Annotated in this window: 27 protein-coding genes; 8 read left to right on the top strand and 19 right to left on the bottom strand. The window is 41.9% G+C overall.

The window, feature by feature from the left end; all coding sequences use genetic code 11:
* The first annotated feature begins 20 nt into the window (after nucleotides 1-20).
* The gene (locus ABVF21_RS07040) at nucleotides 21-2,078 is read left to right on the top strand and encodes a transglycosylase domain-containing protein (protein ID WP_371017845.1); all 2,058 of its coding nucleotides are present in this window, start codon (nucleotides 21-23) and stop codon (nucleotides 2,076-2,078) included.
* A gap of 37 nt (nucleotides 2,079-2,115) precedes the next feature.
* Here the strand turns inward: ABVF21_RS07040 and ABVF21_RS07045 are convergent, their stop codons facing one another.
* Both ABVF21_RS07045 and ABVF21_RS07050 read right to left on the bottom strand, forming a co-directional pair.
* Entirely contained in the window at nucleotides 2,116-2,361 is a 246-nt protein-coding gene (locus tag ABVF21_RS07045) for a DUF2164 domain-containing protein (RefSeq protein WP_303532469.1), read from the bottom strand.
* Between the two features lie 196 nt (nucleotides 2,362-2,557).
* Nucleotides 2,558-3,085, bottom strand: a complete 528-nt coding sequence (locus ABVF21_RS07050) for a YwhD family protein (protein WP_303532471.1) — start codon at nucleotides 3,083-3,085, stop codon at nucleotides 2,558-2,560.
* 186 nt (nucleotides 3,086-3,271) lie between these two features.
* On the opposite strand from ABVF21_RS07050, the gene ABVF21_RS07055 reads away from it, so the two are divergent.
* Both ABVF21_RS07055 and ABVF21_RS07060 read left to right on the top strand, forming a co-directional pair.
* Nucleotides 3,272-4,588, top strand: a complete 1,317-nt coding sequence (locus ABVF21_RS07055; protein ID WP_303532473.1) for an NCS2 family permease — start codon at nucleotides 3,272-3,274, stop codon at nucleotides 4,586-4,588.
* Between the two features lie 139 nt (nucleotides 4,589-4,727).
* A complete protein-coding gene (locus ABVF21_RS07060) occupies nucleotides 4,728-5,954 on the top strand; it encodes an EAL and HDOD domain-containing protein (RefSeq protein ID WP_371017846.1) in 1,227 nt (408 codons plus the stop codon).
* A gap of 30 nt (nucleotides 5,955-5,984) precedes the next feature.
* On the opposite strand, the gene ABVF21_RS07065 is transcribed toward ABVF21_RS07060, so the two are convergent.
* Nucleotides 5,985-7,019, bottom strand: a complete 1,035-nt coding sequence (locus ABVF21_RS07065) for an oxidoreductase (protein ID WP_371017847.1) — start codon at nucleotides 7,017-7,019, stop codon at nucleotides 5,985-5,987.
* A gap of 175 nt (nucleotides 7,020-7,194) precedes the next feature.
* On the opposite strand from ABVF21_RS07065, the gene ABVF21_RS07070 reads away from it, so the two are divergent.
* Entirely contained in the window at nucleotides 7,195-7,626 is a 432-nt protein-coding gene (locus ABVF21_RS07070) for a hypothetical protein (RefSeq protein WP_371017848.1), read from the top strand.
* Between the two features lie 81 nt (nucleotides 7,627-7,707).
* On the opposite strand, the gene ABVF21_RS07075 is transcribed toward ABVF21_RS07070, so the two are convergent.
* The 3 genes from ABVF21_RS07075 to ABVF21_RS07085 form a co-directional block, all read right to left on the bottom strand.
* Nucleotides 7,708-8,202, bottom strand: a complete 495-nt coding sequence (locus ABVF21_RS07075) for a YwgA family protein (protein ID WP_303532483.1) — start codon at nucleotides 8,200-8,202, stop codon at nucleotides 7,708-7,710.
* A 188-nt stretch (nucleotides 8,203-8,390) separates the two neighbouring features.
* Nucleotides 8,391-9,674 (bottom strand): HD domain-containing protein, encoded by a 1,284-nt coding sequence (locus ABVF21_RS07080; protein ID WP_371017849.1) that lies wholly within the window; start codon nucleotides 9,672-9,674, stop codon nucleotides 8,391-8,393.
* 215 nt (nucleotides 9,675-9,889) lie between these two features.
* Nucleotides 9,890-11,122 (bottom strand): dicarboxylate/amino acid:cation symporter, encoded by a 1,233-nt coding sequence (locus ABVF21_RS07085; RefSeq protein WP_371017850.1) that lies wholly within the window; start codon nucleotides 11,120-11,122, stop codon nucleotides 9,890-9,892.
* A gap of 409 nt (nucleotides 11,123-11,531) precedes the next feature.
* On the opposite strand from ABVF21_RS07085, the gene ABVF21_RS07090 reads away from it, so the two are divergent.
* Nucleotides 11,532-12,368 (top strand): lipoate--protein ligase family protein, encoded by an 837-nt coding sequence (locus tag ABVF21_RS07090; RefSeq protein WP_371017851.1) that lies wholly within the window; start codon nucleotides 11,532-11,534, stop codon nucleotides 12,366-12,368.
* A gap of 43 nt (nucleotides 12,369-12,411) precedes the next feature.
* Here the strand turns inward: ABVF21_RS07090 and pta are convergent, their stop codons facing one another.
* Nucleotides 12,412-13,386, bottom strand: coding sequence for a phosphate acetyltransferase (gene pta / locus ABVF21_RS07095; RefSeq protein WP_303532491.1), 975 nt, complete (start codon nucleotides 13,384-13,386; stop codon nucleotides 12,412-12,414).
* A gap of 430 nt (nucleotides 13,387-13,816) precedes the next feature.
* On the opposite strand from pta, the gene hemQ reads away from it, so the two are divergent.
* The 3 genes from hemQ to gerQ all read left to right on the top strand — a co-directional run bounded on the left by hemQ (nucleotide 13,817) and on the right by gerQ (nucleotide 15,633).
* Entirely contained in the window at nucleotides 13,817-14,563 is a 747-nt protein-coding gene (hemQ, locus tag ABVF21_RS07100; protein ID WP_303532493.1) for a hydrogen peroxide-dependent heme synthase, read from the top strand.
* A gap of 168 nt (nucleotides 14,564-14,731) precedes the next feature.
* Complete coding sequence (locus ABVF21_RS07105; protein WP_283153319.1) at nucleotides 14,732-15,163, top strand: cell wall hydrolase; 432 nt, start codon at nucleotides 14,732-14,734, stop codon at nucleotides 15,161-15,163.
* A 20-nt stretch (nucleotides 15,164-15,183) separates the two neighbouring features.
* The gene (gerQ, locus tag ABVF21_RS07110; RefSeq protein WP_283153318.1) at nucleotides 15,184-15,633 is read left to right on the top strand and encodes a spore coat protein GerQ; all 450 of its coding nucleotides are present in this window, start codon (nucleotides 15,184-15,186) and stop codon (nucleotides 15,631-15,633) included.
* A 166-nt stretch (nucleotides 15,634-15,799) separates the two neighbouring features.
* Here gerQ and ABVF21_RS07115 read toward each other — a convergent pair whose 3' ends face one another.
* The 12 genes from ABVF21_RS07115 to flhA all read right to left on the bottom strand — a co-directional run bounded on the left by ABVF21_RS07115 (nucleotide 15,800) and on the right by flhA (nucleotide 25,122).
* Nucleotides 15,800-16,168, bottom strand: a complete 369-nt coding sequence (locus ABVF21_RS07115) for a DUF423 domain-containing protein (RefSeq protein ID WP_165998723.1) — start codon at nucleotides 16,166-16,168, stop codon at nucleotides 15,800-15,802.
* Between the two features lie 98 nt (nucleotides 16,169-16,266).
* Nucleotides 16,267-17,514: an ABC transporter permease gene (locus tag ABVF21_RS07120; RefSeq protein ID WP_303532502.1), complete on the bottom strand. Its 1,248-nt coding sequence runs from the start codon at nucleotides 17,512-17,514 to the stop codon at nucleotides 16,267-16,269.
* Nucleotides 17,511-18,209 carry an ABC transporter ATP-binding protein gene (locus ABVF21_RS07125; RefSeq protein ID WP_303532504.1) on the bottom strand — a complete coding sequence of 233 codons (699 nt, stop codon included), beginning with the start codon at nucleotides 18,207-18,209 and terminating at the stop codon, nucleotides 17,511-17,513. The genes ABVF21_RS07120 and ABVF21_RS07125 overlap by 4 nt, the downstream gene beginning before the upstream one ends.
* A gap of 48 nt (nucleotides 18,210-18,257) precedes the next feature.
* Nucleotides 18,258-18,500 (bottom strand): helix-turn-helix domain-containing protein, encoded by a 243-nt coding sequence (locus tag ABVF21_RS07130; protein WP_303532505.1) that lies wholly within the window; start codon nucleotides 18,498-18,500, stop codon nucleotides 18,258-18,260.
* Between the two features lie 2 nt (nucleotides 18,501-18,502).
* Nucleotides 18,503-18,649: a YvrJ family protein gene (locus ABVF21_RS07135; RefSeq protein WP_194218329.1), complete on the bottom strand. Its 147-nt coding sequence runs from the start codon at nucleotides 18,647-18,649 to the stop codon at nucleotides 18,503-18,505.
* Nucleotides 18,627-19,208, bottom strand: a complete 582-nt coding sequence (locus ABVF21_RS07140) for a sigma-70 family RNA polymerase sigma factor (RefSeq protein ID WP_371017852.1) — start codon at nucleotides 19,206-19,208, stop codon at nucleotides 18,627-18,629. The genes ABVF21_RS07135 and ABVF21_RS07140 overlap by 23 nt, the downstream gene beginning before the upstream one ends.
* A 156-nt stretch (nucleotides 19,209-19,364) precedes the next feature.
* Nucleotides 19,365-19,802: a YaaR family protein gene (locus ABVF21_RS07145; protein WP_303532509.1), complete on the bottom strand. Its 438-nt coding sequence runs from the start codon at nucleotides 19,800-19,802 to the stop codon at nucleotides 19,365-19,367.
* Nucleotides 19,799-20,236 carry a DUF6115 domain-containing protein gene (locus ABVF21_RS07150; RefSeq protein WP_371017853.1) on the bottom strand — a complete coding sequence of 146 codons (438 nt, stop codon included), beginning with the start codon at nucleotides 20,234-20,236 and terminating at the stop codon, nucleotides 19,799-19,801. The genes ABVF21_RS07145 and ABVF21_RS07150 overlap by 4 nt, the downstream gene beginning before the upstream one ends.
* A gap of 14 nt (nucleotides 20,237-20,250) precedes the next feature.
* The gene (locus ABVF21_RS07155; RefSeq protein WP_371017854.1) at nucleotides 20,251-21,036 is read right to left on the bottom strand and encodes a FliA/WhiG family RNA polymerase sigma factor; all 786 of its coding nucleotides are present in this window, start codon (nucleotides 21,034-21,036) and stop codon (nucleotides 20,251-20,253) included.
* Nucleotides 21,037-21,066: 30 nt separating this feature from the next.
* On the bottom strand, nucleotides 21,067-21,930 hold the full coding sequence (locus ABVF21_RS07160; RefSeq protein ID WP_303532514.1) for a MinD/ParA family protein: 864 nt from the start codon (nucleotides 21,928-21,930) through the stop codon (nucleotides 21,067-21,069).
* Nucleotides 21,923-23,092, bottom strand: a complete 1,170-nt coding sequence (flhF, locus tag ABVF21_RS07165; protein ID WP_371017855.1) for a flagellar biosynthesis protein FlhF — start codon at nucleotides 23,090-23,092, stop codon at nucleotides 21,923-21,925. The genes ABVF21_RS07160 and flhF overlap by 8 nt, the downstream gene beginning before the upstream one ends.
* The gene (flhA, locus tag ABVF21_RS07170; RefSeq protein WP_371017856.1) at nucleotides 23,089-25,122 is read right to left on the bottom strand and encodes a flagellar biosynthesis protein FlhA; all 2,034 of its coding nucleotides are present in this window, start codon (nucleotides 25,120-25,122) and stop codon (nucleotides 23,089-23,091) included. Before flhA ends, flhF begins: the two co-directional genes overlap by 4 nt.
* Nucleotide 25,123: the final 1 nt, after the last annotated feature.

The raw sequence follows: 25,123 nt of genomic DNA on the forward strand, positions 1-25,123 counted from the left end.
ATGATGTGGGGGTGAACCACTTGAAATGGCTCAGATCTGAGCGATTCCATTATTGGAAGCGTTGGACAATGCTTCTAAGTAGGCTAATGATGATATGTATTGTAATAATCGGGCTATCCGTTGGATCGCTCTATTTGTTAACTGTTTTCATGGGAGCTCCTAAGCTTCAAGTACCGCAAACAACGATTTATTATGATCATAAAGAAAATGTAATTAGTGAGAGTAATAAAGACGGTCAGAATCGCTACTGGGTTGACCTTGATCACATTTCTCCTCATGTCATAGATGCCACGATTGCCATTGAAGATCGGCATTTTTATGATCATATGGGCTTTGATTTCAAACGCATTGGCGGGGCTATTCTCGCTGACATAAAAGCGATGGCGAAGGTTCAAGGAGCAAGCACGATTACGCAGCAATACGCCCGTAATCTATTTTTGGAACATGATAAGACGTGGAAACGAAAAATCGCAGAAGCTTTCTATGCTTATCGACTTGAGGTTCATTATTCAAAGGAAGACATACTAGAAGGATATTTAAATACGATTTATTATGGTCACGGATCATACGGAATAGAATCAGCCGCAAGGACGTACTTCGGAAAAAAAGCTGAGGATCTTTCGGTTGCTGAATCTGCCATGCTCGCCGGCATTCCAAAAGGACCAGGTTATTACTCTCCCTATGCTGATGCAGAAAGAGCAGAGGAACGACAAAGCACGGTACTTCAAGCGATGGTAACTAATCATGCTCTAACCGAATCAGAAGCAAACCAGGCAGAAATGGAAAAGATGGCTCTCGAAACCTTTACAGAAGAAACTAAGCCTGAAATTGCTCCATATTTTGCACAGGAGGTTAAGAAGCAATTAAAGTCCATACTTTCACTTGATGAACGTGTTATTGAGCAAGGAGGATTACACGTTTATACAACGCTTGATGCATCAATGCAAAAAGCTGCCGAAAAATGGGTAGAATCAAGTATTGATAAAAAAAGCGACATACAAGCTGCACTCGTAGCGATGGAGCCTACATCAGGAGCTGTAAAAGTGATGATTGGTGGCCGCGATTATACAGAAAGTAAATTCAACCGTGCAACGATGGCCAAAAGGACACCAGGATCGACGTTTAAGCCGCTGCTATATTATGCCGCAATCAAAAATGGCTTTACGCCGTCTACGCTTATTCGCAGTGAACCTACAACTTTTTACTATGATAATGAACGCAAAACTTACTCACCGCATAATTATGGGGATGTTTATGCGAATGATGAAATCACACTCGCCCAGGCACTTGCCCTTTCAGATAATATAGTTGCTGTGAAAACACACATGTTTCTAGAAGAAAAAACGCTCGTGAATACAGCCAAATCATTCGGCATTAAAAGTAAGCTGTCTGCTATTCCCTCATTAGCTCTCGGCACTAAGCCTGTAGGCATGATGGAAATGACGGAAGCCTATAGTATGCTTGCAAACGGTGGATATGGCGTCTCACCTTATTATATTGAAAAAGTCACGGATCGAGATGGAAAGGTCATCTACGAACACAAATCTGCATCTGAACTTATATTGGATCCTGATGCTGCCTTTGTCACGACAAGCATGATGACGGGTGTTTTCGATGAATCCTTAAATGATTATACGCGCGTAACAGGCTCAGGCGTCGATCATCTATTAACACGTCCAGCTGCCGCTAAAACAGGTTCTACTTCAACTGATAGCTGGATGGTTGGATTTACGCCTCAGTTAACAGCGGCCGTCTGGGTTGGTTATGACAAAGGAGAGAAGCTAAATCATCGAAACGATGGTTCGTATACGAAGAAAATCTGGGTGAATTTCATTGAGGATGCACTGGCGGAAGAAAAAGCGACCGATTTTGAGGAGCCTGAAAATGTTGTCGGTATCGAAATTGATGCGCAAACAGGTTTAATCGCTACTGAAAACTGTCCTGTGAAACGCTTAACTTATTATATAGAAGGAACCGAACCAACTCACCTTTGTGAAGATCATCCCGGAACGGTCCCTAATGGAAAAGAAAATGAACAGAAAGGACTTTTGGAGCGTTTCTTCCAATGGGTCCGTTAAAAAAGACGGATGTGTCATCCGTCTTTTGATTAGCCCTTTATTTTGGATCTGTTTTCTTTAATGCTTCAAGGTCTTGCTCAATACTCATCCACTTCTGCTCTGTCATGCCAATTGCATCTGAGATACCGGCATTGTATAGAGTTGGCCCGATCTCTGCCATAACAAAATGGAGAAAATTCTCTGCTGCGAGCTCACCTATTTCTTCATCACGTTCATCATAGAAATATGATTGAATGCGCTCAATAAGCTCTTTCTTTTTCTCACGAGGGATTTGATTCCACATTTAGCTCACCCTTTCTACATATATGAGTATAACATGGAAGCGCTCACTTCATTCTCCCAGACAACCAGAACAGCCCGGGGAAGATTCCCCGGGCTGCTTTGGGTCCTAGCTATATGTGTTGCGTATACATAAGTTTACGCTCAGTTTTAAGAAACCTCAAGTAATTTTATCAATTAGTCAGAAAACGATCTGAAAGTTAGTCTTGAAGTCCTAATTTCACGTCATCACTTGAACGCTCATAGACGTCTTTATCGAACTCAATCAAATACTCACGAAGCATTTTCTTGGATTTGTCATCCATATGGTCCACGACCACTTTACCTTTCATGGATTTATCCATATTATTCACATGCTCTGGCATGCTTTTCCATGCCCGCTTCGCTTCGGCATTTAAGAAGAATTCACAGGCACCAATGCCATAATAGAAAGGACCTTCTTCACTTCGTTGAAGGGTAACCCATACGATCCAAGCAGTATGGCCATCAGGTACTTCTTCACGCGTCTTAACGAGCTTCTTCCGTTTCTCAAGGGCACTACGTGCATGCAATGCGCCAACATCAACATAAATTTCATCCGTTGTCGGATCGATAATCACTGGAGAAACGTTATCGAGGTTGATCGTTCCTACTCCATAACCGCCGTGTCCATCTGTGGAGTCCCCACTTAAAATATTAAAACCTGTTGAAGGTTTCTTTTTTGGTTTTTGTTCTTCTTCATTTGCCATTCTTTGTACCTCCTTCATTCACAATTGTCCGCTATCATTTTATCACAATTACACTTGTGTATTCATCCGACAGCCATTCACACTTTTATCATCAACTATTTTGGATTACCCCTTGCCAAACAGCTTTATTACGAATATTATAGTATTTGTGTTTAAAAAACGTTCGTATTTAATGGAGGTATTATCATGTTTAACTCCTTTTTCCGGTTAAAAGAAAATGGAACTAACGTTAAAACAGAATTCCTTGCAGGATTAACGACATTCCTGACAATGGTATATATTGTAATAGTTAACCCAATTATACTATCTTCAACTGGCGTGCCATTCGATACCGTCTTCATCGCCACGATTATTGCAGCTGTTGTTGGAACACTCTGGATGGGACTTTTCGCCAATTATCCAATAGCGATCGCTCCCGGTATGGGGCTGAACGCCTATTTTGCGTTCTCCGTAGTAGGTGGACAAGCAGGCGTATCCTACCAGGTTGCCTTTGGTGCCGTATTTATTGCCGGACTACTGTTCATTATTCTTTCATTAACACCGTTTCGTGAAAAGCTTATCGAAGCCATTCCTACGAATTTGAAGCTTGGTATTACAGCAGGTATCGGACTTTTCATCGCGTTTATCGGACTTCGCATGACAGGGATTATCATCGCAGATGAAGAAAACCTTGTTGGTCTAGGAAATCTTCATTCCCCTGAAGTTCTTCTAGCGCTTGTTGGACTTATGATCACACTTATTCTAATGGCTCGAAATGTTCCAGGTGCACTCTTCTTCGGAATGATCATCACAGCTATCATTGCTATTTTTACAGGACAGCTTGAATTTAAGGAAGGCTTCATGCAAGCTCCATCTGCTCCCGAACTTTTCATCTTCGGAAGTCCACTTCAGGCCTTTAAGGATATGATTGAGTACGGATTATATGCCGTTGTCTTCTCATTCCTACTCGTTACACTCTTCGATACGACAGGAACAATGGTCGGTGTTGCAGAACAGGCAGGTTTGATGAAAGGAAAGAAAATGCCGCGTGCACGTCAGGCACTTCTTGCTGACTCGATCGGAACAACTGTCGGAGCGATCTTTGGGACAAGCCCCACTAGTGCTTATCTTGAATCCTCTGCTGGTGTTGCTGCCGGCGGGCGGACTGGCTTAACATCAGTCGTCGTTTCTGTACTCTTTATCGTCTCAGCTTTCTTTGGACCACTTGTCGGTTCTCTATCTGGACTTTCCGCCATTACAGCTCCTACCCTTATCATCGTCGGAAGCTTAATGATTGGCGCCGTTGGTAAAATTGATTGGAGTGAATTTGATGAGGCGTTTCCTGCCTTCTTGATCATTCTCACAATGCCACTTACGGCAAGTATTGCTACAGGAATCGCGCTTGGGTTTATTACGTACCCCATTTTAAAGATCGTAAAAGGGAAATGGCGTGAGGTTCATCCGCTTCTTTATCTTTTCGCTGTGTTATTCTTCTACCAGCTCGCTTTCCTACCACATGCTTAACTAAAAGATCTGCCCATTCAGGGCAGATCTTTTTTATTTATAAGGAAACATTCTCACCTTTCAAACCAACAAAAATCATTTGTATTATTTCCCAGATTGATTATACTTAAGAAATAACAGTTCGCTTTGGAGGATGGATATGGACACTTTTATTGGTCGTCAACCAATTTTAAATATAAATCAAGACCTTTATGGTTATGAATTGCTGCACCGAACGAGCAACATGAATGCTTATAGGGGATTCGACGGTACACAGGCAACCGCTGCTGTTATTTCAAACTCCTATTTAAGCTTTGGAATAGAGAAATTATCAGATCGAAAGCGATGCTTTATTAATTTCACCGAACAATTATTACTTGAAGAAGTACCATTATTTTTCTCACCTGAAGCGATTATAGTAGAAATCCTCGAGTCAGTTGAATTAAGTGATGAAATCGTTGCTGCCTGCAGAAAGTTAAAGCATCTAGGCTACGTGATAGCGATCGATGACGTCATTGATCCACGGTATTACGATCAAATAATCGACCTAGTGGATATTATGAAAGTGGATTTCCTTCAAATATCGAAACATCGTCGGGAAGGAATAATAAAACAGTATGCTAACCGACACATTACGTTTCTAGCAGAAAAGGTCGAAACGCAAGAAGACTACGAAGAAGCAAAAAGACTTGGCTATACGCTTTTCCAAGGATACTTCTTCAGTAAGCCCGTTATCCTCGCCACTAAAGATATGAAACCAATTCCTCAGCAATACGTCTATATGCTTGAAGAAATTAATAAACCCGACCCTGACATTACATTAGTATCAAAACTAGTTGAAAGAGACCTTGCGCTTTCCTATAAACTATTAAGACTTATTAATTCTCTAGGTCTTCCAGTTAAGGTTAGTAACATCAAGCAAGCGGTTGTGCTTCTTGGATTATTCGAAGTGAAAAAGTGGATTCTGATTCTCATGTTAACGAAGGACACAAACCAATCGACTAAGATCATTCAACTTTCTCTCATTCGCTCTCGATTATCCGAACGTATCGCCAAAAAAGTGAAAATGAATGCGACTGACGCTTCTTTCATTGGAATGTTTTCACTTCTAGAGTCTCTCTTGCAGCGTCCGATGAATGATATACTTTCTGAGCTGCCGATTGAGGACCATGTCGTCAAGATCTTAACGAATGAACATCACAACGATCCACATGCTCAGCTTCTTCAGCTCGTAAAAGCCATTGAACGATGTGACTGGCATGCCGTCGATCAATTACTTACTCAAGTTGGTGTTTCCATCCCTTCCTTACAAGAGGATTACTTTGAAGCAGTAGTATGGGCCAATACCATTATCGGATCCTTCGCTACTGCTACTCCTGCTCATTAGAAAGACTGGCTAAATTGCGCCAGTCTTTTTTCAATCCCATTTCACTAATCTTTTCTCTTCACTACTCTTTAATGCAAGCTCGATCACTTTGATCACTGTAAGGGCTTCTCTTGCTGTTACAGGCGCAGTACTTTGTTCATAAATCGCTTGGTGCAGTTCTATGTAGTATGTTTGATAAGAACCAGGTATGGTTGGAATCACTCTATCGCGATTATCTTTCGTTAGCACGCCGTACTGATCGCTCTCATCTTCTCCCCAGTGCTCATCACCTGGTAATTGTCCCTTTTTCAGCGCTTCTTCCTGAGGATCAATACCCCATTTTATAAATGAGCCCTTTATTCCATGAATTTGATAGCGAGGTCCGTGTTTTTTTACGAGAGAGCCAGCGTGGAGAATCACTCTTCTTTTTCCGTAATGCAAAACCAGGTGAAAATAATCGTCCGTTTTCCCTTCTTTTCTTTGAGTCAAAACATCTCCATATACGGCCTCAGGCTCGCCAAATAGAGTCAGTGCCTGGTCGATTAAATGAGAACCCAGGTCAAAGAGAATACCAGATCCCTTCTTATTCTGCTCTCGCCAACCATCATCATGCACCTCCGCATTGTACCGATCATAATGCGCCTCATACGAAACGACCGTTCCAAGCTCCTCTTCTTTTATGAGCTTCTGAATCGTAAGAAAATCATTATCGTATCTTCTGTTATGATACACACTTAGCAAGCTACCATGCTTGTCAGCTATTTCAATTAATCGTTCTCCCTCTTCTACACTTACCGTGAATGGTTTCTCAAGAACAACATGTTTCCCTGCTTCAAGAGCCTGCTTCGCCATTGAGAAATGAAATTCATTAGGTGTCGTAATAATGACTAACTCTATTTCTCTATCATTTAAAAGCTCGTCTATTGAAGCGACCACTTCCATTTTTGGAAACTTCTCAATTACCTTCTTCGGATTAGAAGAAACCACTTTTGTGATGGTTAACCCTTGTACAGATTCAATCACTGGTGCATGAAAAGTTGCTCCCGAAAAACCAAATCCAACTAACCCTACCTTCACTTCCTTCATCTCCCTCACTCCATTTCAATAATGTAAGACTTTTGAACCCTTTTTTTGATTCGACAAATAAGTTCTATTTTCTCGACTTGTTTTTCCAAATTTTGATATAGAGAAACGATTATACTAATCTTCAAACGGGTATTTACATAGTGAACTCGAAGCATTTGTAAAAGGTGGTATGATTATGAAAAAATATCTTTATTCTTCCCCCGCAATTGGCTTTTCACTTGGCTTACTAGCATCCCTCGTTTATTCAATTATTTTAGCAGCCGGAGGCTATCAGTATACGGGACTAGCAGGGTTCTTTTCACTACTTATTATCCTAGTCGGCTACTTTCTACTTTCGACATTCTGGCTGCCTACCCTTCTTAAAACGAGACATACAATTGCATTGATATCAGGGGTAACCTTCCATACCATCTCTTCTTTTACGCTAGTCTTTATGATGGCAGGAACCTTACCCAACATATCCGAACTTCTATTTCCTTATCTCACTACACTGGTATTCTCTTTTCTCCTAATGATTGGAATCATTGTTACTGGTGTCATCCTTTCAAAAGTCGACCTTACAAAACTCTCTGAAATGAGTCAGAAGAAATTTTCGATAAAAAGTTAATTTCTGCAACAAAAGGTGCCCCTAAGGGCACCTTTTCTTTGTAGAAATATCTTATTCTATTAAACTAGATACAAGTGACCATTAGCATCCTAGCTTTTCTATAAATGTATAGGCCTCAGTAATTTCATCATCAGAATAATTCTGTTTACGTTTAATGGTATGAACCTTCTCAACCACTTCTTCCTTTGAAAGACGATCGAAAAATAGAATGGTTGAAACAAGCTCAAGAAAACGTGAACTCTGACGATTAATTTCATCGATACACTGATGTAATTCCGGCATTTGGAAATCATAATGACCGAGAAATTCATGACCTTCATCTGTTACTGTGTATTTATATTGGTAATAGCCACCTTTGCTTTCCTTCACCTCTGTAACAAGACCAAGGTTACAAAGCTCTTCCACTCGTAGCGTCAATTCTTCTGAATACGGGCCATAGAAATGGAATTGATACTTCTCATTAAATGGAAACTGCAGCTTCTTACAAATGTAAATGATTTTTTGTAGTTTCTTACGTCCAATGACCTCTCCGGCTTCCTTCAACACAGCTATCACTTTCGCGTGATCTTCTAGCAACCTGCACCCCTCCCATGTACTTTTTACAGGTTGTCCAAAAAGCTTTCTTATCTATTAGAAGATGCTTAAACGTTCAGTTGAAACGGGAGATCACTCCCACATTATACTCAACGATTTGAACACCACTATTTAGCGATGCCTGTAGCGGAAGTCATCTTCATTCCAGGATCACTTTTCTTTTTGAACAGCTAATCGATTTGAAGCAATGACTTAATACGACGAGTTGCATCTGTATTTCCTTCAATAATAAAATCTGCAGGGAAATACAGTTTGTGGTCTGTTCGCTTCTTACCAGAAATCGCTTCAACCACATCAGATTCACGAGAAAGCTCACGCATATCTCCACCTGGTTTCAACAAATGAATCGGCAGACGTTCTTCCTCTTCTCCAGGCCGATAGAAATCATACGGTAAATCAGAAGATGAATCAACCTCAAGATAGTAATCTGGATCTATACCTGCTTCATGAAAAGAGTCATAAAGCTCTCTCCATGCATTCATTTGCTGCATAGGGTTAAATTCAATGTACTTAAACAGTCTTCGATTCATAAATCGTTCACAAAGGTCTCTTAGGATATCATCCTTTTCCTCCTGCCAGATCTGGAAATAGAACATAACGACAGAATCATCTAGCTTAAGAAAGTCTTCTAGACGAATATCTTCTTTAAATAGTGAATAGAAGTGAATCGGATCGTGTTGAAAATGATAACCCTCTTCAAACAGTCTTTTCGCACGATGGAGAATTTTACTTAGAATCACTTCTGCACTTCGTGTCACAGGGTGGAAATAAATTTGCCAGTACATTTGATAACGGCTCATAATATAGTCTTCAACTGCATGCATACCGCTTTGTTTAATCACAATTTGATCATCACCAGGTCGCATGACGCGTAATATTCGTTCAATATCAAATTGTCCATAGCTCACTCCAGTAAAATAGGCATCACGAAGAAGATAATCCATTCGATCCGCGTCAATTTGACTTGAAATTAAGCTAACAACAAGCTTGTTGCTATGTGTTTTGGCGATTACATCAGCCACTTCCATCGGAAAATCATCGCTTACTTTTCGAAGCACTTGATTGATTTCAGTGTCCCCAAGGATAACCATCCGAGTAAAGTCTTCATGGTCCAGGTTAAATACTTTTTCAAATGAATGTGAAAAAGGTCCATGACCTACATCATGTAACAGCGCAGCACACATACTTAATAGCCTATTCTCTTCGTTCCAGCTATCATATTGGGAGAAAATCTCGTTAATACGCCTTACAATCTCGTATACACCGAGCGAGTGACTAAAGCGACTATGTTCTGCTCCATGAAAAGTTAGGTATGTTGTTCCGAGCTGGCGAACCCTTCGCAAACGCTGAAATTCCTTAGTACCAATTAGCTCCCAGATTAAACGGTATCGGACATGAATATAACGATGGACAGGGTCTTTAAATACTTTTTCTTCGCTTAATCGTTCGAGCATTCCGCGATAGGCTCCTTCCGTCAAAATCATTCATTCATTATATAACACCCATTCCAAAATGAAAACCTTCCCCCACTTTGTGATCAAACACATCATGAGGGAAGGGTTCTGTTGAGCGAGCATATGGAAAGAATGGAACGACTAACAATAGCTATATATACGAGAAAATGTTTCCTTTTTTCATTTAAAAGGTTCGAATCTCATACTTTATGATGTTATAGAACAGTCTCTGCTTCTTTTCCTTCACGCTTCTCTTCGGATTTTGCAATATACATCGCACAAGCCGCGTCACCTGTAATATTAACAGCAGTACGTGTCATATCAAGAAGACGGTCAACTGCTAGGATCAATCCAATTGGCTCTACTGGCAATCCAACTTGCTTTAGAACCATTGCGAGCATGATAAGTCCTACACCCGGCACACCAGCTGTACCTATACTAGCGAGCGTTGCTGTGACGACAACAATGATGAGCTGTGTAAAGGTAAGATCAACCCCGGTAATTTGAGCGATAAAGATCGTAGCTACACCTTGCATAATTGCCGTTCCGTCCATGTTAATGGTTGCCCCAAGCGGTTGTACAAAACTACTCACCTGCTTAGGAATCTTCAGATTTTCTTGAGCGGTTTTCATAGAAACAGGAAGCGTACCGCTACTTGAAGATGTACTGAAGGCCACAGCCATGGCTGGTGCAAAAGCTTTATAGAATTTAATTGGATTCTCTTTACAAAGGAAATAAATCGCACTACCATATGTGAAGAGAAAATGGATGAGGAGTGCGCCAAGTACTACTAGGAAATACATTCCCATTGACTGTAACGCTTCTTTACCTTGTCCACCAACAGCGGAAGCAATAAGTGCAAACGCACCATATGGCGCTGTTTCCATAATAATCTTAACAAGATACATCATAACGTCGTTACCCTGTTCAAAAAGATTACTTAAAGCCTTCGTACGCTCACCAAGAATTGCAAGAGCAAAACCTACAAAGATAGCAAACGCTATAATTTGGAGCATGTTTCCTTCAACCATGGCCTGAATCGGATTCGTTGGGATAATATTAATAATTGTATCCAACACAGGAGGTGCTTCTTCTGCCTTAAAATCAGCATTTCCTGAGAATGAACCTTCAACACCCGGTTTAATTAAGTAAGCAAGCGCCATCGCAATTGAAATAGCAATGGTTGTTGTGACAAGGAAAAACGCAACGGTTTTCCCACCCATACGTCCAAGCTTCTTCGGATCGCTTATTCCAGCCGTTCCTACCACGATTGAGAAGAATACAATTGGTACAACAAGCATCTTAATTAAGTTAAGAAAGATTTGTCCAACAGGACCAAATAGATATTGATCGACAGGTCCAAATGCATCTGGTGCAAATAAGTTAAAGATAACACCAACAATAATACCTAGAACAAGACCTGCAATAATTTTAACTGTTAGCTTCATAAACATGTCCCCTTTCGTCAAATCGACGTAAATACCACCGTTTCCTGTTCATAAAGAACGATCCAACGCTGGTTGTTTCTCCTATATGTAGATTCTTCGTATGATCTTAGTCATATATGAAAGCTCTTACATACATTCCCATTTCTTTACTGTATATACCCGCTCGCTCGCTAACTTGAAACTACCGTAATTATGATTATATCATTTTAGACAATTCTCGCAATTTCCTTTTTTTCGTAATAGATGTATTTCTTTATAAAATCAAAGTTTTAAAGGGAAAATAAGTAGTAAATTAGGAAAAAAGGACGAGTCTTTTGTCATCACCCGGGAAATACTGTCGGATGATGTCTTATGTCTCATTTCTTCTGCTATAATAAATAAGATTAGTTAGTGAAGAAGGGATAAGAGAATGCCAACAAATGATACCATACTTTTTCAGCCAAAATGGCGGATTATAGATCAATCAACACTCGGCCCATCCTTTGATGCGCTGCAATCTTTTGCGATGGATGATACCCTTTGCAATTCTGCTGGAAGTGGTGAATCCCCACCGATTCTGCGCTCATGGGTGCATCACAATACGATAGTTCTCGGCATACAAGATACACGCCTTCCAAACTTTGAGGAAGCCGTTCACTATTTAGAAAGTTTAGGTTATCGTGTAATTGTGAGAAACTCCGGAGGTCTTGCTGTTGTCCTTGATGCAGGGGTATTAAACCTCTCACTTGTTTTAGCTGAAAAGCAGCAGCATATTGACATTGATACCGGGTACGAAGCCATGGTCAATTTCATTCAGGAAATTTTGTCGCCATATAACGTGACAATTGAAGATAGGGAAATTGTAGGGTCTTATTGTCCAGGTCGATATGACCTAAGCATTAACGGCAAAAAATTTGCCGGCATTTCGCAACGCAGACTTCGCGGCGGAGTCGCTGTTCAAGTTTACCTTTGTGTTGATGGAAGTGGATCAGAGCGCGCATCTGTCATTCAGGAATTCTATAAGCGGGGCGTGAACGGAGAACCAACAAAATTCACTTATCCTGAAATTGTTCCCGAAACGATGGCTTCGTTAAGTGAACTCATTGGGGAAGAGCTAAGCGTTTCCGACATCATGATGAAAACTCTTAAAACACTTAAGCAGTATACCGAATCATTAACAACGGCACAGCTTTCCATTCCAGAGCTGTCTCTTTACGATTTCAACTACCAGCGAGTGTTTGTTCGTAATGAAAAAGCACTTGGTTAATAAATAAAGCCCCTGAAGGCGTGCCTTCAGGGGCTTTCGTTTATTATAGGCTCTGCATTGCTGTAATCAATGCTAGCTTGTACACGTCTTCCTCGCTACATCCGCGAGATAGGTCGTTTACTGGTTTATTTAATCCTTGAAGGACTGGACCAACGGCCTCAAATCCACCAAGACGTTGCACCATTTTGTAGCCAATGTTACCTGCTTCAAGACTTGGGAATACAAATACATTTGCTTGCCCTTTAAGTGGTGATTCAGGTGCTTTCTTTTGTGCTACTTCTGGAACGAAAGCAGCATCGAATTGGAATTCGCCATCGATCACTAGATCTGGTGCCATTTCTTTCGCTAGACGTGTTGCTTCTTCAACTTTCTCTGTTTCAGGAGATTTTGCAGAACCTTTAGTAGAGAAGCTTAACATCGCTACTTTAGGGTCCATTCCAAACATTTTTGCAGTTTCAGCACTGCTTACACCAATTTCAGCAAGATCATTGCTGTCGGGGGAAATGTTTATCGCACAGTCAGCAAAAACGTATTTCTCATCACCTTTTACCATTACAAAAGCACCAGATGTTTTCTTTACACCTTCTTTTGTTTTGATGATTTGAAGCGCTGGGCGAACTGTATCACCAGTAGAATGAGCCGCACCACTAACAAGGCCATCTGCTTTGCCTGTGTGAACGAGCATTGTACCGAAATAGTTCACGTTAAGAAGAATATCCTGCGCTTGTTCAGCTGTTGCTTTACCTTTACGACGCTCAACAAATGATTCCACAAGGGCATCCATTTCAGAATACGTTGCTGGATCCATAATTGTAAGTTCGCTGTGCAATGTAAGGCTTAGGCTTGACGCTTTATCCTGAATTGCATTTTCTCCTCCAATGACGATTGGCTTAAGAATGCCATCCTCTGCTAGGCGGTTTGCTGCTGCTAATACTCGCTCATCTGTTCCTTCAGGGAAAACGATTGTCGGATAACCTGCTTTAACCTGGTCTTTCATGTTTGTAAAAAGATCACTCATTGGTTTCACCTCATTATTTTTAATATCCAACTCCTACGATAACCCTTTTTCCCTAAAAACGAAAATAAATCCGTAAGTGTAAGCCTTTGCATGCAAAAGTTCTATTTTTCAGACGAATCAAAAGGGACTATAGAAGTTTTTAATCTTAATTCTCTTCTAAATATAAGCTAACGTAATCGTATTTAAACATTGGTACTGATTTACCATCGGATTTCTGAATATCTTTTTCATCCAATCGTCACTCTCAATCGCTTTTAAAGAGGTACAAGTATTGGTATAGTAGGTAGTGGATATAGGGAAACTGCCATCAAAGTGGGCATTGTTTGATTTGCTCTGATGGTTAGTTGAACCAATCGGACCTTTAGGAGCAGTTGCTGTATAAACGTAACCTGCCTTATTGGTGTGATAAAAGATAAGGAGTGAATCAGATATGAATCAAGCAGCAGTTACTCTCGATGGCTGGTATTGCCTTCATGATTTCCGTACTATGAACTGGACGGCATGGAAACAGCTTTCAAGCGAAGAACGTGATCTTGCGATGAATGAATTTCTAACGTTCCTTGAAAAATGGGAAGTCACAGCAGGCCATAAACAAGGAAGTCATACGCTTTATTCCATTATTGGTCAGAAAGCGGACTTTATGTTAATGCTTCTCCGTCCGACTATGGAAGAGTTAAATGAAATTGAAAATGCTTTTAACAAAACGACTTTAGCTGAATATACGGTGAAAGAATACTCATACGTATCTGTCGTTGAGCTTAGTAACTATATGGCTGGAAAAGATAGCGACCCTGATAATGACCCGCGCATTCAGGCCCGTTTGAAGCCAGAATTAACAGAAGCTCCTTACGTGTGCTTCTATCCAATGAACAAAAAACGCGAAGGAAACGACAACTGGTACATGCTTTCAATGGACGAGCGTCGTGAAATGATGCGTAGTCACGGACTGATCGGACGTAGCTATGCTGGCAAAGTAAAGCAGATCATCACAGGCTCTGTTGGCTTTGATGACTGGGAATGGGGCGTTACGCTTTTCGCAGACGACGTACTTCAGTTTAAAAAGCTTGTCTACGAAATGCGCTTCGATGAAGTAAGCGCTCGTTTCGGTGAATTTGGTAGCTTCTACGTTGGAACGCACCTCCCGAAAGAACGCCTGCCTCAATTCCTATACGTTTAATAAAGAAAATCCCTTCTGACGCTTTATTGTCCGAAGGGATTTTTTGTGTATTTGAGTGGTCTATGTCAAAGTCATATTCCTTCAAATCGTACATACAATGAGTTACGTAGAGTCATGGCATCTTCCTTACTTCTTGCACATCGGGTCCAACTGAGATGAGGTGTGGCTATGGCAGTGATTCAGACGAACGAAAATGATGTAAACCTTTTGGCTCGCTTGATGCGTGCAGAAGCAGAAGGTGAGGGGCAGTTAGGTATGCTGATGGTAGGCAATGTAGGGGTAAACCGTGTAAAGGTGAGATGCCTTGATTTTAAGAACATCAACACGATGAACAACATGGTTTATCAGAGTCCCGGCGGTTTTGAAGCGACTCAGAAAGGCTACTTTTACCAACGAGCACGCGAAAAAGATAAGCGTCTTGCTCGCAAAGCCATCAAAGGGATGAAATACCATCCTGCCAGCAACTCGCTCTGGTTCTTTAAACCAGGAGGCACCTGCCCTGACCAGTGGTATAACCAGTGGAATGCAGGACGCTTCAAATCCCACTGTTTCTACAAGCCTACCGAAAGTGAATGTGCAGACGTGTACAACAGCTTCTAAGAGAATGCTTAAGGAGGGTTATGATGAACAATCAATACTGGAACACTTCACCGTCACAAAACCAGGGGGGCGGCTATGGTCAAATGCCGCAGCAAGGGCAAGGCGGACAGATGGCACAGTATCCTTCAGGCTATCCTCAAGGCCAGCAGGTTCAGGGAGCATCAACACAGGGAGGCGGAGGCTTTCCAGGACAGCTACCCGTCGAGCAATCATACATTGAAAACATCCTGCGCCTAAACCTTGGAAAAATCGCCACCGTGTACATGACTTTCGAGAACAATGAGAAATGGAACGCCAAAGTATTTAAAGGAATTGTAGAAGCAGCCGGAAGAGATCATATTATTCTATCCGATCCTCAAACAGGCAAGCGGTATATTCTACTCATGGTTTATTTGGACTATATTACATTTGATGAAGAGCTTGAATACAACTACCCTCTTCAACAAACGACGCAATATTCTCCGCGTTAGCGGGTATACAAAAAGCTACCGGATTTCCGGCAGCTTTTTGTTTTGGCCAATAAAAATGGAATTTGGCTAATATATTTTGATTTTGGCCAATAAACCGCACCAGCCTGCCCCGGTTCGACAAATAGCGGGCGGTGACAGGCACCATCAACCGCCGACCGCCGCACCACTACGCCTTAAACGCCGCCACAACAACTAAAATCCAGGCTGTAATAAACGCGACGCCGCCTAGTGGAGTAATTGCACCAAGGATCTTAATTCCGCTCAAGCTAAGCACGTACAAGCTTCCGGAAAAGAGGACGATCCCAGCAAACATGAGCCAACCAGCCCATTGCATGAGCCCTGCTGATTGAAGCTTGTCAGCAGCAATGGCTACACCAACTAAACCAAGTGCGTGATACATGTGGTATTGTACACCTGTTTTAAACGTCTCTAACATTTTTTCTGATAGTCTTCCTTCTAATCCATGTGCCCCAAATGCTCCTAGTCCAACTGCAAGGGCCGCATTTATCGCACCGATAATTAAAAATAACTTCATCTCGTTATCCGCTCCTTCATCTGAATCTACTCTCCCATCATAGCGGAAAGCGCTTGATCGAAGCAACGAATTCGCGAATTGTTCATACACCTTTCGATTTATGACAAAAAACCTCTATGTGATTGCATGTTTCTATGAACGATCTGGAGACTTTCCTTAAGAACAAACCATCCGCCTAGCGGAAAGAGTACAACTCCTAGCCAACCTGGGAAGGCAACCCCCGTCACGATACACAGTAGAAGAAAACATGGCATCGACACTAGTTTTAATGCTTGTTTCCCCGCTTTCTCTTGGATCGATTGGTGCCATTGAAATAGATTGGCATAGCTACTAGATGTAAATTCACTCCAGTCTGCCCTCGAAAGGCCAATCAGCGCATAGAGCGCAAATAGAAGCACGACCACTTTGACAATAAGAGGTAACAGTAATATCGCCGCTGTACCCCAGCCAATGACTTGTAAATAGTACTGAACCTTCCCCATTGATCGAAGAAGCCATTTCAAATAAACGTCTCTCATTCTAGCTTCTGGAGAATTTTTCTTACTGATTCGCCTAGAGCCTCGAAAAAGCATAGGCTGCTTTCGAGTGAAAAGGGGCATTGGCGTAACACCTACTCGCCCCATCAAAAATTTCGTCACGGTCTGCTTATGCCCACGCTCCTTCACCACATCATGGAAAAAAGTCCCCTGCATATTCATTCGTGTTCGTAACTGAACGAGTAAAAGGAGAAGCAAACTTCCTCCTCCGACAGCAACTGCCCATTCATACCGCCATCCTATCCCACTCATCAGAAGCAATACGATGATCGAGATCAGGTTCACTAAGCCGATCGGGAGCCATTTCACCCAAATAGAAGGAACAAATAACTCTATAAAATACCGGCTAGTTTTTATATTCCAACTGACTAAAAGGACAAATAGGACTGTGACAGCACATCGCTCTATGCCCCATCCCCACCCCGTAATAAGCAAGGGTAAAACGAGGGTCATTCCAATGATCGTCACGACCAGTCCCTTTAGAAGAGAATAGAATATTCCCCACTTCTTTAAACCGCCCATAAGAGTCGCATTTTGCAACAAATATACTTGATCAGCTTCTTCTGTGTACAGTCGTAATGACCAGAAAGTTGCAACTATAAATAACGGAAGAACCGCCAACTGTTCAGGTACTTCCGAGAGCCATTCAGGCGGAAGAATCCACCAGGAACGGTAGTACGCCACTCCTATCATGAGACCTGGGATAAGAATATATAGCCATACCGTCCAATCTAGTGCTGAGCGAAGATCTCGGATTTTATAACGCTGATCGTCACGTTCGCGCTGCCACCATAGCTGGAACGACGTCATATTCGTTGCTCCATAAAGGCATCAACACAATCAAGAAGTGAACTTTCCCGTGCGCCTGACTGCTCTCGCATGTCTTCAAGCGTACCTTGAGCAAGAAGCGTTCCGTTTGCGAGCAGAACGAATTGATCACAAATTCGCTCTGCCGTATCAAGCACATGCGTACACATTAAAATACCTGCTCCACGAGACCGCTCCTTTTCAATAAGCGCGAGAAAATCCTTCGTAGCGCGCGGATCTAGTCCAAGAAAAGGCTCATCAATGATATAAACATCCGGCTTGAGCATAAAAGCCGTTATGAGCATCACCTTCTGTCGCATTCCTTTTGAAAAGCTTGACGGTAGGTTATGGATTACGTGCTCCAGTTGAAAATAGCGAATCAGCTCTTGAGCTCGCTCTTCCCATTCCTCGTCTCCAAGAACTGCCGCTGCCGCAAGCTCCAAATGCTCCCAAAGCGTTAAGCTGTCATAGAAAACGGGTTGCTCTGGTACATACGCATAGCGCGACCCTTTCTCAAACGTCACGCTTCCTTTCCACTCTTTCATGAGCCCTAATATCGTCTTGATTGTTGTGCTTTTACCAGCTCCATTTGACCCTAATAACCCCAGAAGTTCGCCGCTTTTCACTTCAAATTCGATCAGACGAATGGCGCTATCTTTCTTTTCATAACCTGCTTGTTCGATTTCAACCTTAAGCATCCGCTTCACCTCTACCTCTTTATACGGAAGAAAAAGGGAAATAGTTTCTTATTCCTTCCCCTTTTGATCTTCAATAAATTGTTCAAAGTTTGGCACATCCTCCATATTGTATTTTTCCACCGCTTCAAGAACTTTTAATACTAATTCCTGACGCAAATCATCTCTGTTTTGAGGGGAAGTTTGCCTGAGCTCTGCTTCAATTTTCTTCTCAAATTGATGAATAATGGCGCCGAGTCCTTTTTTCTCTTCCTGCTTTGCCTGTTGTAAAAGCGTATATAGTCTTTTCTCCATAGTCATCCCTTCTTATCAGTCTCCTGATCCGCCACCGCACTTGTTAAATCATCAATTTTCTTTTCTAGCCGCACGAGTAAATATAGTGAAACGACGATCGGAAATCCAAGATCTCCAATAATGGCGTTAATTACCGTAGTTATGCTCATTTACCCCCTCCTTTCCTGCTTCTCTTAGCTTCTCAAGCGCACGTTTACGCCTTCTGCTCGCTGCCTGTTGAGAAATCCCCGCCATTTTTGCAATCTCCGTATCAGAAGCTTCATATCGATAAAAAAGTTCAAGAACTTCCTTCTGTTTTGGCGTTAATCGGGTGTATCCTAAATAAAGTGATTTCTGCTGAAAGCTTTCTGCAAATGAATTCGTTTCACCACACGTTTCCGTACTTTCAATAAAATCAATCCAGGCATCACCAGACATACCTACAGGCTGATCTAGCATAAGAGGAAAGCGAAGGTGCCCAAGTCTTCGCTTTCGGTCAAAGTTGATGGCCGTGTAGCGAATCAGCTTCGTGACGTAAGCAATAAAACGAATTTCTGTATAGTACTTTTGAAAAAGTGAATTGAGCTTATTTACCGCCTCACGATCCTCTGATACATATGCCTCCATAAAACTTGTCCAATGCTTCTCTTCTTGAATGAATGACTTAAATAGGAGATTTCCTTTTAAATCATCATACATCTCATTTGTTAAACGGCATCCATTCTTCATCCTCACCTCTCCTTTCTCTGTCTGTAGGAATGAAAGTATCCTGAAAGCAAGAAATCACAACCATCATTTCGAACGTATGTTCTTATTTTAATTATAGAAAAAACTCATGCAAATGACCATGAGTCAATACTTCCTTTTTTAGGTGGGTCGTTTGAACTAGAGAGAAAGATCAACAAGTAGTCCCTTTATTTCACCAACAAGCGATAATAAGGTCATTCCATTCTTCTCTTTTTCTCTCATCTCTTCTTGCAGTTCAACCAGCTTGTTCTCTACTGTTTCCACAAGCTTATACGTTCGATTTCTTCCATAATGGTCCATGCTGTTTTTCTCTGATAGCGTTAGCCCCTGACTTACTGCTTCCTCAAGAAACTGTTTCACCATTCGCTTGTATGCCGATAAGTTCTGAAACGTTCGTTCCTTTCCAAGCAGCTCCCCCTGACGATCAATTTGCTGTAGCAGTCGCTTTAGTTCTGCTCCCTTCAGTTCCTTTGATGCTTCCTGAATCACCGATTGAAACGCTACCTGCTTGTTACCTTTTGGGAGATCCATCTTTAAAGATTCCAGTGACGTCTTGCCATGCTGCTGAATTTTCATCGCTGTTCAGACCTTCCGTGAATATTCACAATCAGCTCAACTTCGCCGACACCGCAATTAAGGATTCTTGCAATATCCGTCACCGAAAAACCCTGTGAATGAAGCTGAAGAGCTTTTTGATTTCGTTCGTTGTTAGCTGAAAGGTGCTGGATGATGACCGGCTTTTGTTGCTCCTCCACCTCAGGGGATACGGTCTTCCCATGTTCTAACACACGAAGGCGCGTATCAAGCTGGTTTTCACGTTTATCGACGTAAGATTTAACTTCAGTCATCAGTCGATCATTTTCTTCCTCTAGCTGTTCAATATACACTTCCATCCCCGTGGCGATCTCTTCACTTACATCTGAACTCTTCGTTTGCTTTAGAAACAAGAGAACAATACATAGAAAGCTCACGAGATGGAGGGCAATACTTATAAAGATGAATGGATACATGGAAATCACTCCGATTACATTGATTGAACGTGTTCTTTATTAGCTCGGAGGACACCCTTCATCCGAAGGAGCGCTCTCGAGTGTAGTTGCGAAATTCGGCTTGTCGATAAACCTAAGATTCTTGCAATCTCTGTAAGTGTTAACTCCTCAAAATAAACAAGAGAGACAACAAGTTTTTCTTTCTCAGGTAGACGTTCAATCGTTTCAGCTAGTAACTCTTTAATAAAATGTTGGTGCAAATGCTTTTCTGGTAAATCAGCTTGTTCATTTTCGATTACACTATAACGCTCAATTTGCTGCTGATCGTCATCGTGCACGGGCTCGTCTACGGAAACCATTGTAGACAGAGAAGCATCTTGAATCACCCGCTGTACTTCTTCAATTGTCATACCAAGATACTCTGCTACATCATGGTCGCTACTTGACGTTTGATTTTGCTGTTCTAAAGCAGCGTAAGCCTCTTCAATTTTACGTGCTTTGTCACGAACGGAGCGTGGCACCCAATCATTCTGCCTAAGACCATCAATTATGGCACCTTTAATGCGCCAGCTGGCATAAGTTTCAAATTTTAAATCACGTTCTGGCTCGAATTTTTCAAGTGCATCAAGAAGCCCTTGATACGCGAAACTATTAAGATCATCACGCTGAACGGATGACGGAAGAGCTGCCGCATAGCGCTGTACAGCGAAATCAACGAGCGGACGATAAAGAGCAATTAATTTGTTACCAGCCTCTTCATTCTTCTCCTCTTTCCATGCTCTCCAATATTCGATTGTCTGTTTATCCATTTTGGGTTTCATGAAGTTCACCACCTGAAAAATTCTTCCCACTTATTTATGAAACAGCATCTTTGTTAGAAATCCTTTTACACCAAGTTTATAATTTGAAGGAAAATCTAGATAAGCATGAACTAAATCATCTATGGCCTTTGCTGCTCTGGAATTTGGATACTCTAGTAGATAAGGCGACTGAGCAATCACCGCTTTACGAACGATAGGATCATCTGGAATCCATCCGAGTACATCAATCGACTTATTCAGAAATTTTGCAGAGGCTTTTTGGAAATTGCGCGCTGTACGCTCTGCTTCCTCAGAATTAGTAGATCGATTCACAATTAACTTAACAGGTAACTGAGCATTTCTTGTATGTAATGCTTTTACAACCCCATAGGCATCTGTAATAGACGGTGGCTCTGGATTAATCACAAGAAAAACGTCATCCGCTGCCTGCAAAAACCTGATCCCTTCATAGGAAAGGCCCGCTCCCGTATCGAGAATAATGTAATCGACTTTGCCTTGAAGAGAGCCAAATTCTTGGAAAAAGTGATTCAGCTGATTGCCTGTTAAAGTTAGGATCTTTCCAATTCCGTTTCCACCAGCAATGTATTGAATACCATTTACTCCTGTTTCAATGACAGCATTTAAAGAGAGTTTTTTTTCCAGCATGGAAATAAGCGTTTCTTTAGGCGTTACACCCATGAGCACATCAATATTCGCCATGCCAACATCTAAATCAAAAATCATCACTTTCTTATTAAGCGCAGCAAGACTGAGGGCAAAATTCAGTGATACATTCGACTTCCCCACGCCGCCTTTTCCACTTGTCACAGCAATAACCTTCGTTTTTTTCCCACTAGCATTCGGATGAATTCGCTTCATCACTTCTTCCCGCAATTGGTTTGCCTGATCAGACATTCACTCGCTCCCTCATGACCAGATCAAGAAGGAAATCCGGTGTTGTTGTCACCATATCATCAGGTACATTTTGTCCTGTCGTTAGAACCGAGATCGGAAGTTTGTATTCTTCCATCAAGTTAAAAATGGGGCCGCGAACTTTTGTTTCATCCATCTTTGTCATCATCACCTCAGAAATACCAAGAGAGTGAAAATTATCGGTGATCGATTTCATATCAGAATAGCGATGTGTGAGGCTTAACATAAGCGTGATCGATAATTCTTGACCGGATAGCAGTTCTTCAAGCTGTGAAACGTAGCTGTACTGCTGATAATTGCGGCCCGCTGTATCCATTAGAATCACATCACATGATGAAAGGTTCGCTAGAGCTTGACCCAAATCCGCAGGAGACTGAACGACTTCTAGTGGAATACCGAGAATATCAGCATACGTCCGAAGCTGTTCAACTGCTGCAATCCGATAAGTATCTGATGTAATCAGTCCCACAGATTGACGCTCTTTTAATAATAAATGACCTGCTAGTTTTGCAATCGTTGTGGTTTTCCCTACGCCTGTCGGGCCAACGAAGCATCTTAGCTTCTTCTTTTTTATTCCTATATCAGGATAATTCTTGATTCGCTTTGCGAATTCCTGTCTCATCCACTCAAAAGCATCTTCTTTCGTGTACGTAGGGTATGATTTTGATTTAATCATTAGTTCCGCCATCACTCCCGAACGAATCGCATGAGAGAATTCCTGTGCTTCTAAATACATTTGAACTGGCTTTAATTGTTTTGGTAGCCGTTCATTTTCCATCAGCTGCATCATGATTTCTTTCATAGACTTCAGCTCATCAAGTACATTGCCTTCAAGCGCCTCCCGTCGTGGCGGCGTTTGTTTCTCTTGAATCACCTCTGGACTTTTTTCAACCCGTTCAGGCGTTTCTTCACGACGCTTTTTTTCAGATTGCAATAGCGTGGCAAATTCTCGAGTTTCTTCCTTCTCTACCTTTTTTTCATCAAGGGCAGCGAGCACTTCTAGACGCTGTTTTTGGAAAAAACCAAAGATCCCGCCCACTTTCACCTTTTTTGTATTTAAAATAACGGCTTCCTGACCAAGCTCCTGCCTTATCAGCGGCATTGCTTCGCGAAGATGGCTGACTACATAGCGTTTAATCTTCATGGTAGATTAATCACTCCTACACTTTGGACTTCTACATCGGGTTCTAATTCACTATAGGAAAGGATCATCAGCTCCGGCATGTAACGTTCGAGAAACTGACGTAAATACATGCGTATCGCTGGTGACGTTAGTAGAATTGGCTGAATACCTGACTGCTGCAGGCGGCTTACTTGTTGAAGAACTTCCTGGTAAATGGCCTGTGACGTTTCAGGATCAAGCGCAAGGTAGCTTCCCTGATCAGATTGCTGAACAGATTCTGCGAATCGCTTCTCCAATCTGGCTCCAGCTGTTAACACTTTAACCGCTTCGCCTGGAACGGCGACCTGAGATGTGATTTGACGTGATAGCGACTGCCGCACGTATTCAGCTAGCACATCCGTATCTTTCGTTCGAACTCCGTTATCAGCTAGCGATTCCAGAATCATATCAAGCGAACGAATGGATACTTTCTCCTTCAGTAGCCTCATCAATACCTTTTGAACATCCCCGATTGTAAGGATATTGGGGATTAGCTCCTCGAGCACTGCAGGAGACGATTCTCTGACATTATCAAGAAGATGCTTCACTTCTTGGCGACTTAATAGCTCATGCGCATGACGCTTAATGACTTCCGTTAAGTGTGTTGATACTACAGAAGGTGGATCCACGATCGTATATCCTGATAGCTCAGCGCGATCCTTCATTTCTTCTGTTACCCATAAAGCAGGAAGTCCGAAGGCTGGTTCAACTGTTTCGATCCCCGAGATTGTTTCATCCTCAAGTCCGCTGCTCATCGCAAGATATTGGTTTAATAGCACCTCTCCACCTGCAACACGGTTACCTTTGATTTTAATAACGTATTCGTTTGGCTCAAGCTGAATATTATCGCGAATGCGAATAACTGGAACAACAATTCCAAACTCAAGTGCGATTTGTCTTCGAATCATAATCACGCGATCAAGAAGATCACCGCCTTGCTTTTGATCAGCAAGAGGAATTAATCCGTAGCCAAATTCAAACTCAATCGGGTCGACCTGAAGAAGACTTGTGACGCTTTCAGGCTTCTTCATTTCTTCTACTTCTTCTTGACCAGCAGCTAGCTCAACTTCCTTCGTCTGATCAAGATTCTTCTGCATCATCCAGCCGCCATAGACGAGTAATCCTGCGATTGGGAATGTAAGAAGTGGGTTTATGGGAGTTGCAAGTCCAAGGAGCGTAATAACCGCTCCAACAACGTAAAGCAGCTTTGGATATGCAAAAATTTGTGCAGTAATATCTGAACCTAGATTGCCGTCTGATGCTGCTCTCGTTACGACGATACCTGTAGCAGTCGAAATTAGAAGAGCTGGGATTTGACTGACAAGACCATCACCAATCGACAGCAGCGTAAAGGTAGTTGCCGCATCACCAACCGGCATGCCGTGCACAACCATGCCTATAATCAATCCGCCAATAATGTTAATCAACGTAATGACGATTCCAGCAATCGCATCCCCTTTTACGAACTTACTGGCCCCGTCCATTGCCCCATAAAAATCAGCTTCGCGCTCAATTTTCTGACGTCTTTCTTTTGCATCGCGATCTGATATCATGCCTGCATTTAAATCAGCATCAATGCTCATCTGTTTCCCTGGCATGGCATCAAGTGTAAATCGAGCGCCAACTTCTGCTACTCGTTCGGATCCTTTCGTAATAACGATAAATTGAATAATAACTAGAATAAGAAAAACAAGGAGTCCGATGACAACACTTCCGCCAACCACGAAGGAACCAAACGTTTCAATAACCTGTCCACCTGTTTTATTCGTCAGAATGGATCTTGTAGTCGAGACGTTCAAACCAAGTCGGAAGAGCGTAGTCAGCAATAAAAGCGATGGAAAAATCGAAAATTGTAGCGCTTCTTTCGTATTCATCGCGACAAGGATAATTGTTAAAGCAAGACTAATATTCAGCATAATGAGAAAATCAAGTAGAAGCGGAGGGAACGGAATAACCATCATGATCACAATCATAATGACAGAAACGAGCACGGCATAATCTTTTATTTTCATT

This window comes from Pseudalkalibacillus sp. JSM 102089 (assembly GCF_041366475.1).
Classification (GTDB): Bacteria; Bacillota; Bacilli; order Bacillales; family Guptibacillaceae; genus Guptibacillus; species Guptibacillus hwajinpoensis_B.

What these genes read in the sequence shown, in the direction of transcription:
- ABVF21_RS07135 (WP_194218329.1), bottom strand. Translation starts at nt 18,649, where the DNA reads ATGAGCATAACTACGGTAATTAACGCCATTATTGGAGATCTTGGATTT.
- ABVF21_RS07085 (WP_371017850.1), bottom strand. Translation starts at nt 11,122, where the DNA reads ATGAAGCTAACAGTTAAAATTATTGCAGGTCTTGTTCTAGGTATTATT.
- ABVF21_RS07120 (WP_303532502.1), bottom strand. Translation starts at nt 17,514, where the DNA reads ATGACGTCGTTCCAGCTATGGTGGCAGCGCGAACGTGACGATCAGCGT.
- ABVF21_RS07145 (WP_303532509.1), bottom strand. Translation starts at nt 19,802, where the DNA reads ATGAAAATTCAGCAGCATGGCAAGACGTCACTGGAATCTTTAAAGATG.
- ABVF21_RS07080 (WP_371017849.1), bottom strand. Translation starts at nt 9,674, where the DNA reads ATGCTCGAACGATTAAGCGAAGAAAAAGTATTTAAAGACCCTGTCCAT.
- ABVF21_RS07065 (WP_371017847.1), bottom strand. Translation starts at nt 7,019, where the DNA reads ATGAAGGAAGTGAAGGTAGGGTTAGTTGGATTTGGTTTTTCGGGAGCA.
- ABVF21_RS07140 (WP_371017852.1), bottom strand. Translation starts at nt 19,208, where the DNA reads ATGAAGAATGGATGCCGTTTAACAAATGAGATGTATGATGATTTAAAA.
- ABVF21_RS07105 (WP_283153319.1), top strand. Translation starts at nt 14,732, where the DNA reads ATGGCAGTGATTCAGACGAACGAAAATGATGTAAACCTTTTGGCTCGC.
- pta (WP_303532491.1), bottom strand. Translation starts at nt 13,386, where the DNA reads ATGAGTGATCTTTTTACAAACATGAAAGACCAGGTTAAAGCAGGTTAT.
- ABVF21_RS07050 (WP_303532471.1), bottom strand. Translation starts at nt 3,085, where the DNA reads ATGGCAAATGAAGAAGAACAAAAACCAAAAAAGAAACCTTCAACAGGT.
- hemQ (WP_303532493.1), top strand. Translation starts at nt 13,817, where the DNA reads ATGAATCAAGCAGCAGTTACTCTCGATGGCTGGTATTGCCTTCATGAT.
- flhA (WP_371017856.1), bottom strand. Translation starts at nt 25,122, where the DNA reads ATGAAAATAAAAGATTATGCCGTGCTCGTTTCTGTCATTATGATTGTG.
- gerQ (WP_283153318.1), top strand. Translation starts at nt 15,184, where the DNA reads ATGATGAACAATCAATACTGGAACACTTCACCGTCACAAAACCAGGGG.
- ABVF21_RS07115 (WP_165998723.1), bottom strand. Translation starts at nt 16,168, where the DNA reads ATGAAGTTATTTTTAATTATCGGTGCGATAAATGCGGCCCTTGCAGTT.
- ABVF21_RS07125 (WP_303532504.1), bottom strand. Translation starts at nt 18,209, where the DNA reads ATGCTTAAGGTTGAAATCGAACAAGCAGGTTATGAAAAGAAAGATAGC.
- ABVF21_RS07055 (WP_303532473.1), top strand. Translation starts at nt 3,272, where the DNA reads ATGTTTAACTCCTTTTTCCGGTTAAAAGAAAATGGAACTAACGTTAAA.
- ABVF21_RS07070 (WP_371017848.1), top strand. Translation starts at nt 7,195, where the DNA reads ATGAAAAAATATCTTTATTCTTCCCCCGCAATTGGCTTTTCACTTGGC.
- ABVF21_RS07045 (WP_303532469.1), bottom strand. Translation starts at nt 2,361, where the DNA reads ATGTGGAATCAAATCCCTCGTGAGAAAAAGAAAGAGCTTATTGAGCGC.
- ABVF21_RS07130 (WP_303532505.1), bottom strand. Translation starts at nt 18,500, where the DNA reads ATGGAGAAAAGACTATATACGCTTTTACAACAGGCAAAGCAGGAAGAG.
- ABVF21_RS07150 (WP_371017853.1), bottom strand. Translation starts at nt 20,236, where the DNA reads ATGTATCCATTCATCTTTATAAGTATTGCCCTCCATCTCGTGAGCTTT.
- ABVF21_RS07060 (WP_371017846.1), top strand. Translation starts at nt 4,728, where the DNA reads ATGGACACTTTTATTGGTCGTCAACCAATTTTAAATATAAATCAAGAC.
- ABVF21_RS07090 (WP_371017851.1), top strand. Translation starts at nt 11,532, where the DNA reads ATGCCAACAAATGATACCATACTTTTTCAGCCAAAATGGCGGATTATA.
- ABVF21_RS07160 (WP_303532514.1), bottom strand. Translation starts at nt 21,930, where the DNA reads ATGTCTGATCAGGCAAACCAATTGCGGGAAGAAGTGATGAAGCGAATT.
- ABVF21_RS07155 (WP_371017854.1), bottom strand. Translation starts at nt 21,036, where the DNA reads ATGAAACCCAAAATGGATAAACAGACAATCGAATATTGGAGAGCATGG.
- flhF (WP_371017855.1), bottom strand. Translation starts at nt 23,092, where the DNA reads ATGAAGATTAAACGCTATGTAGTCAGCCATCTTCGCGAAGCAATGCCG.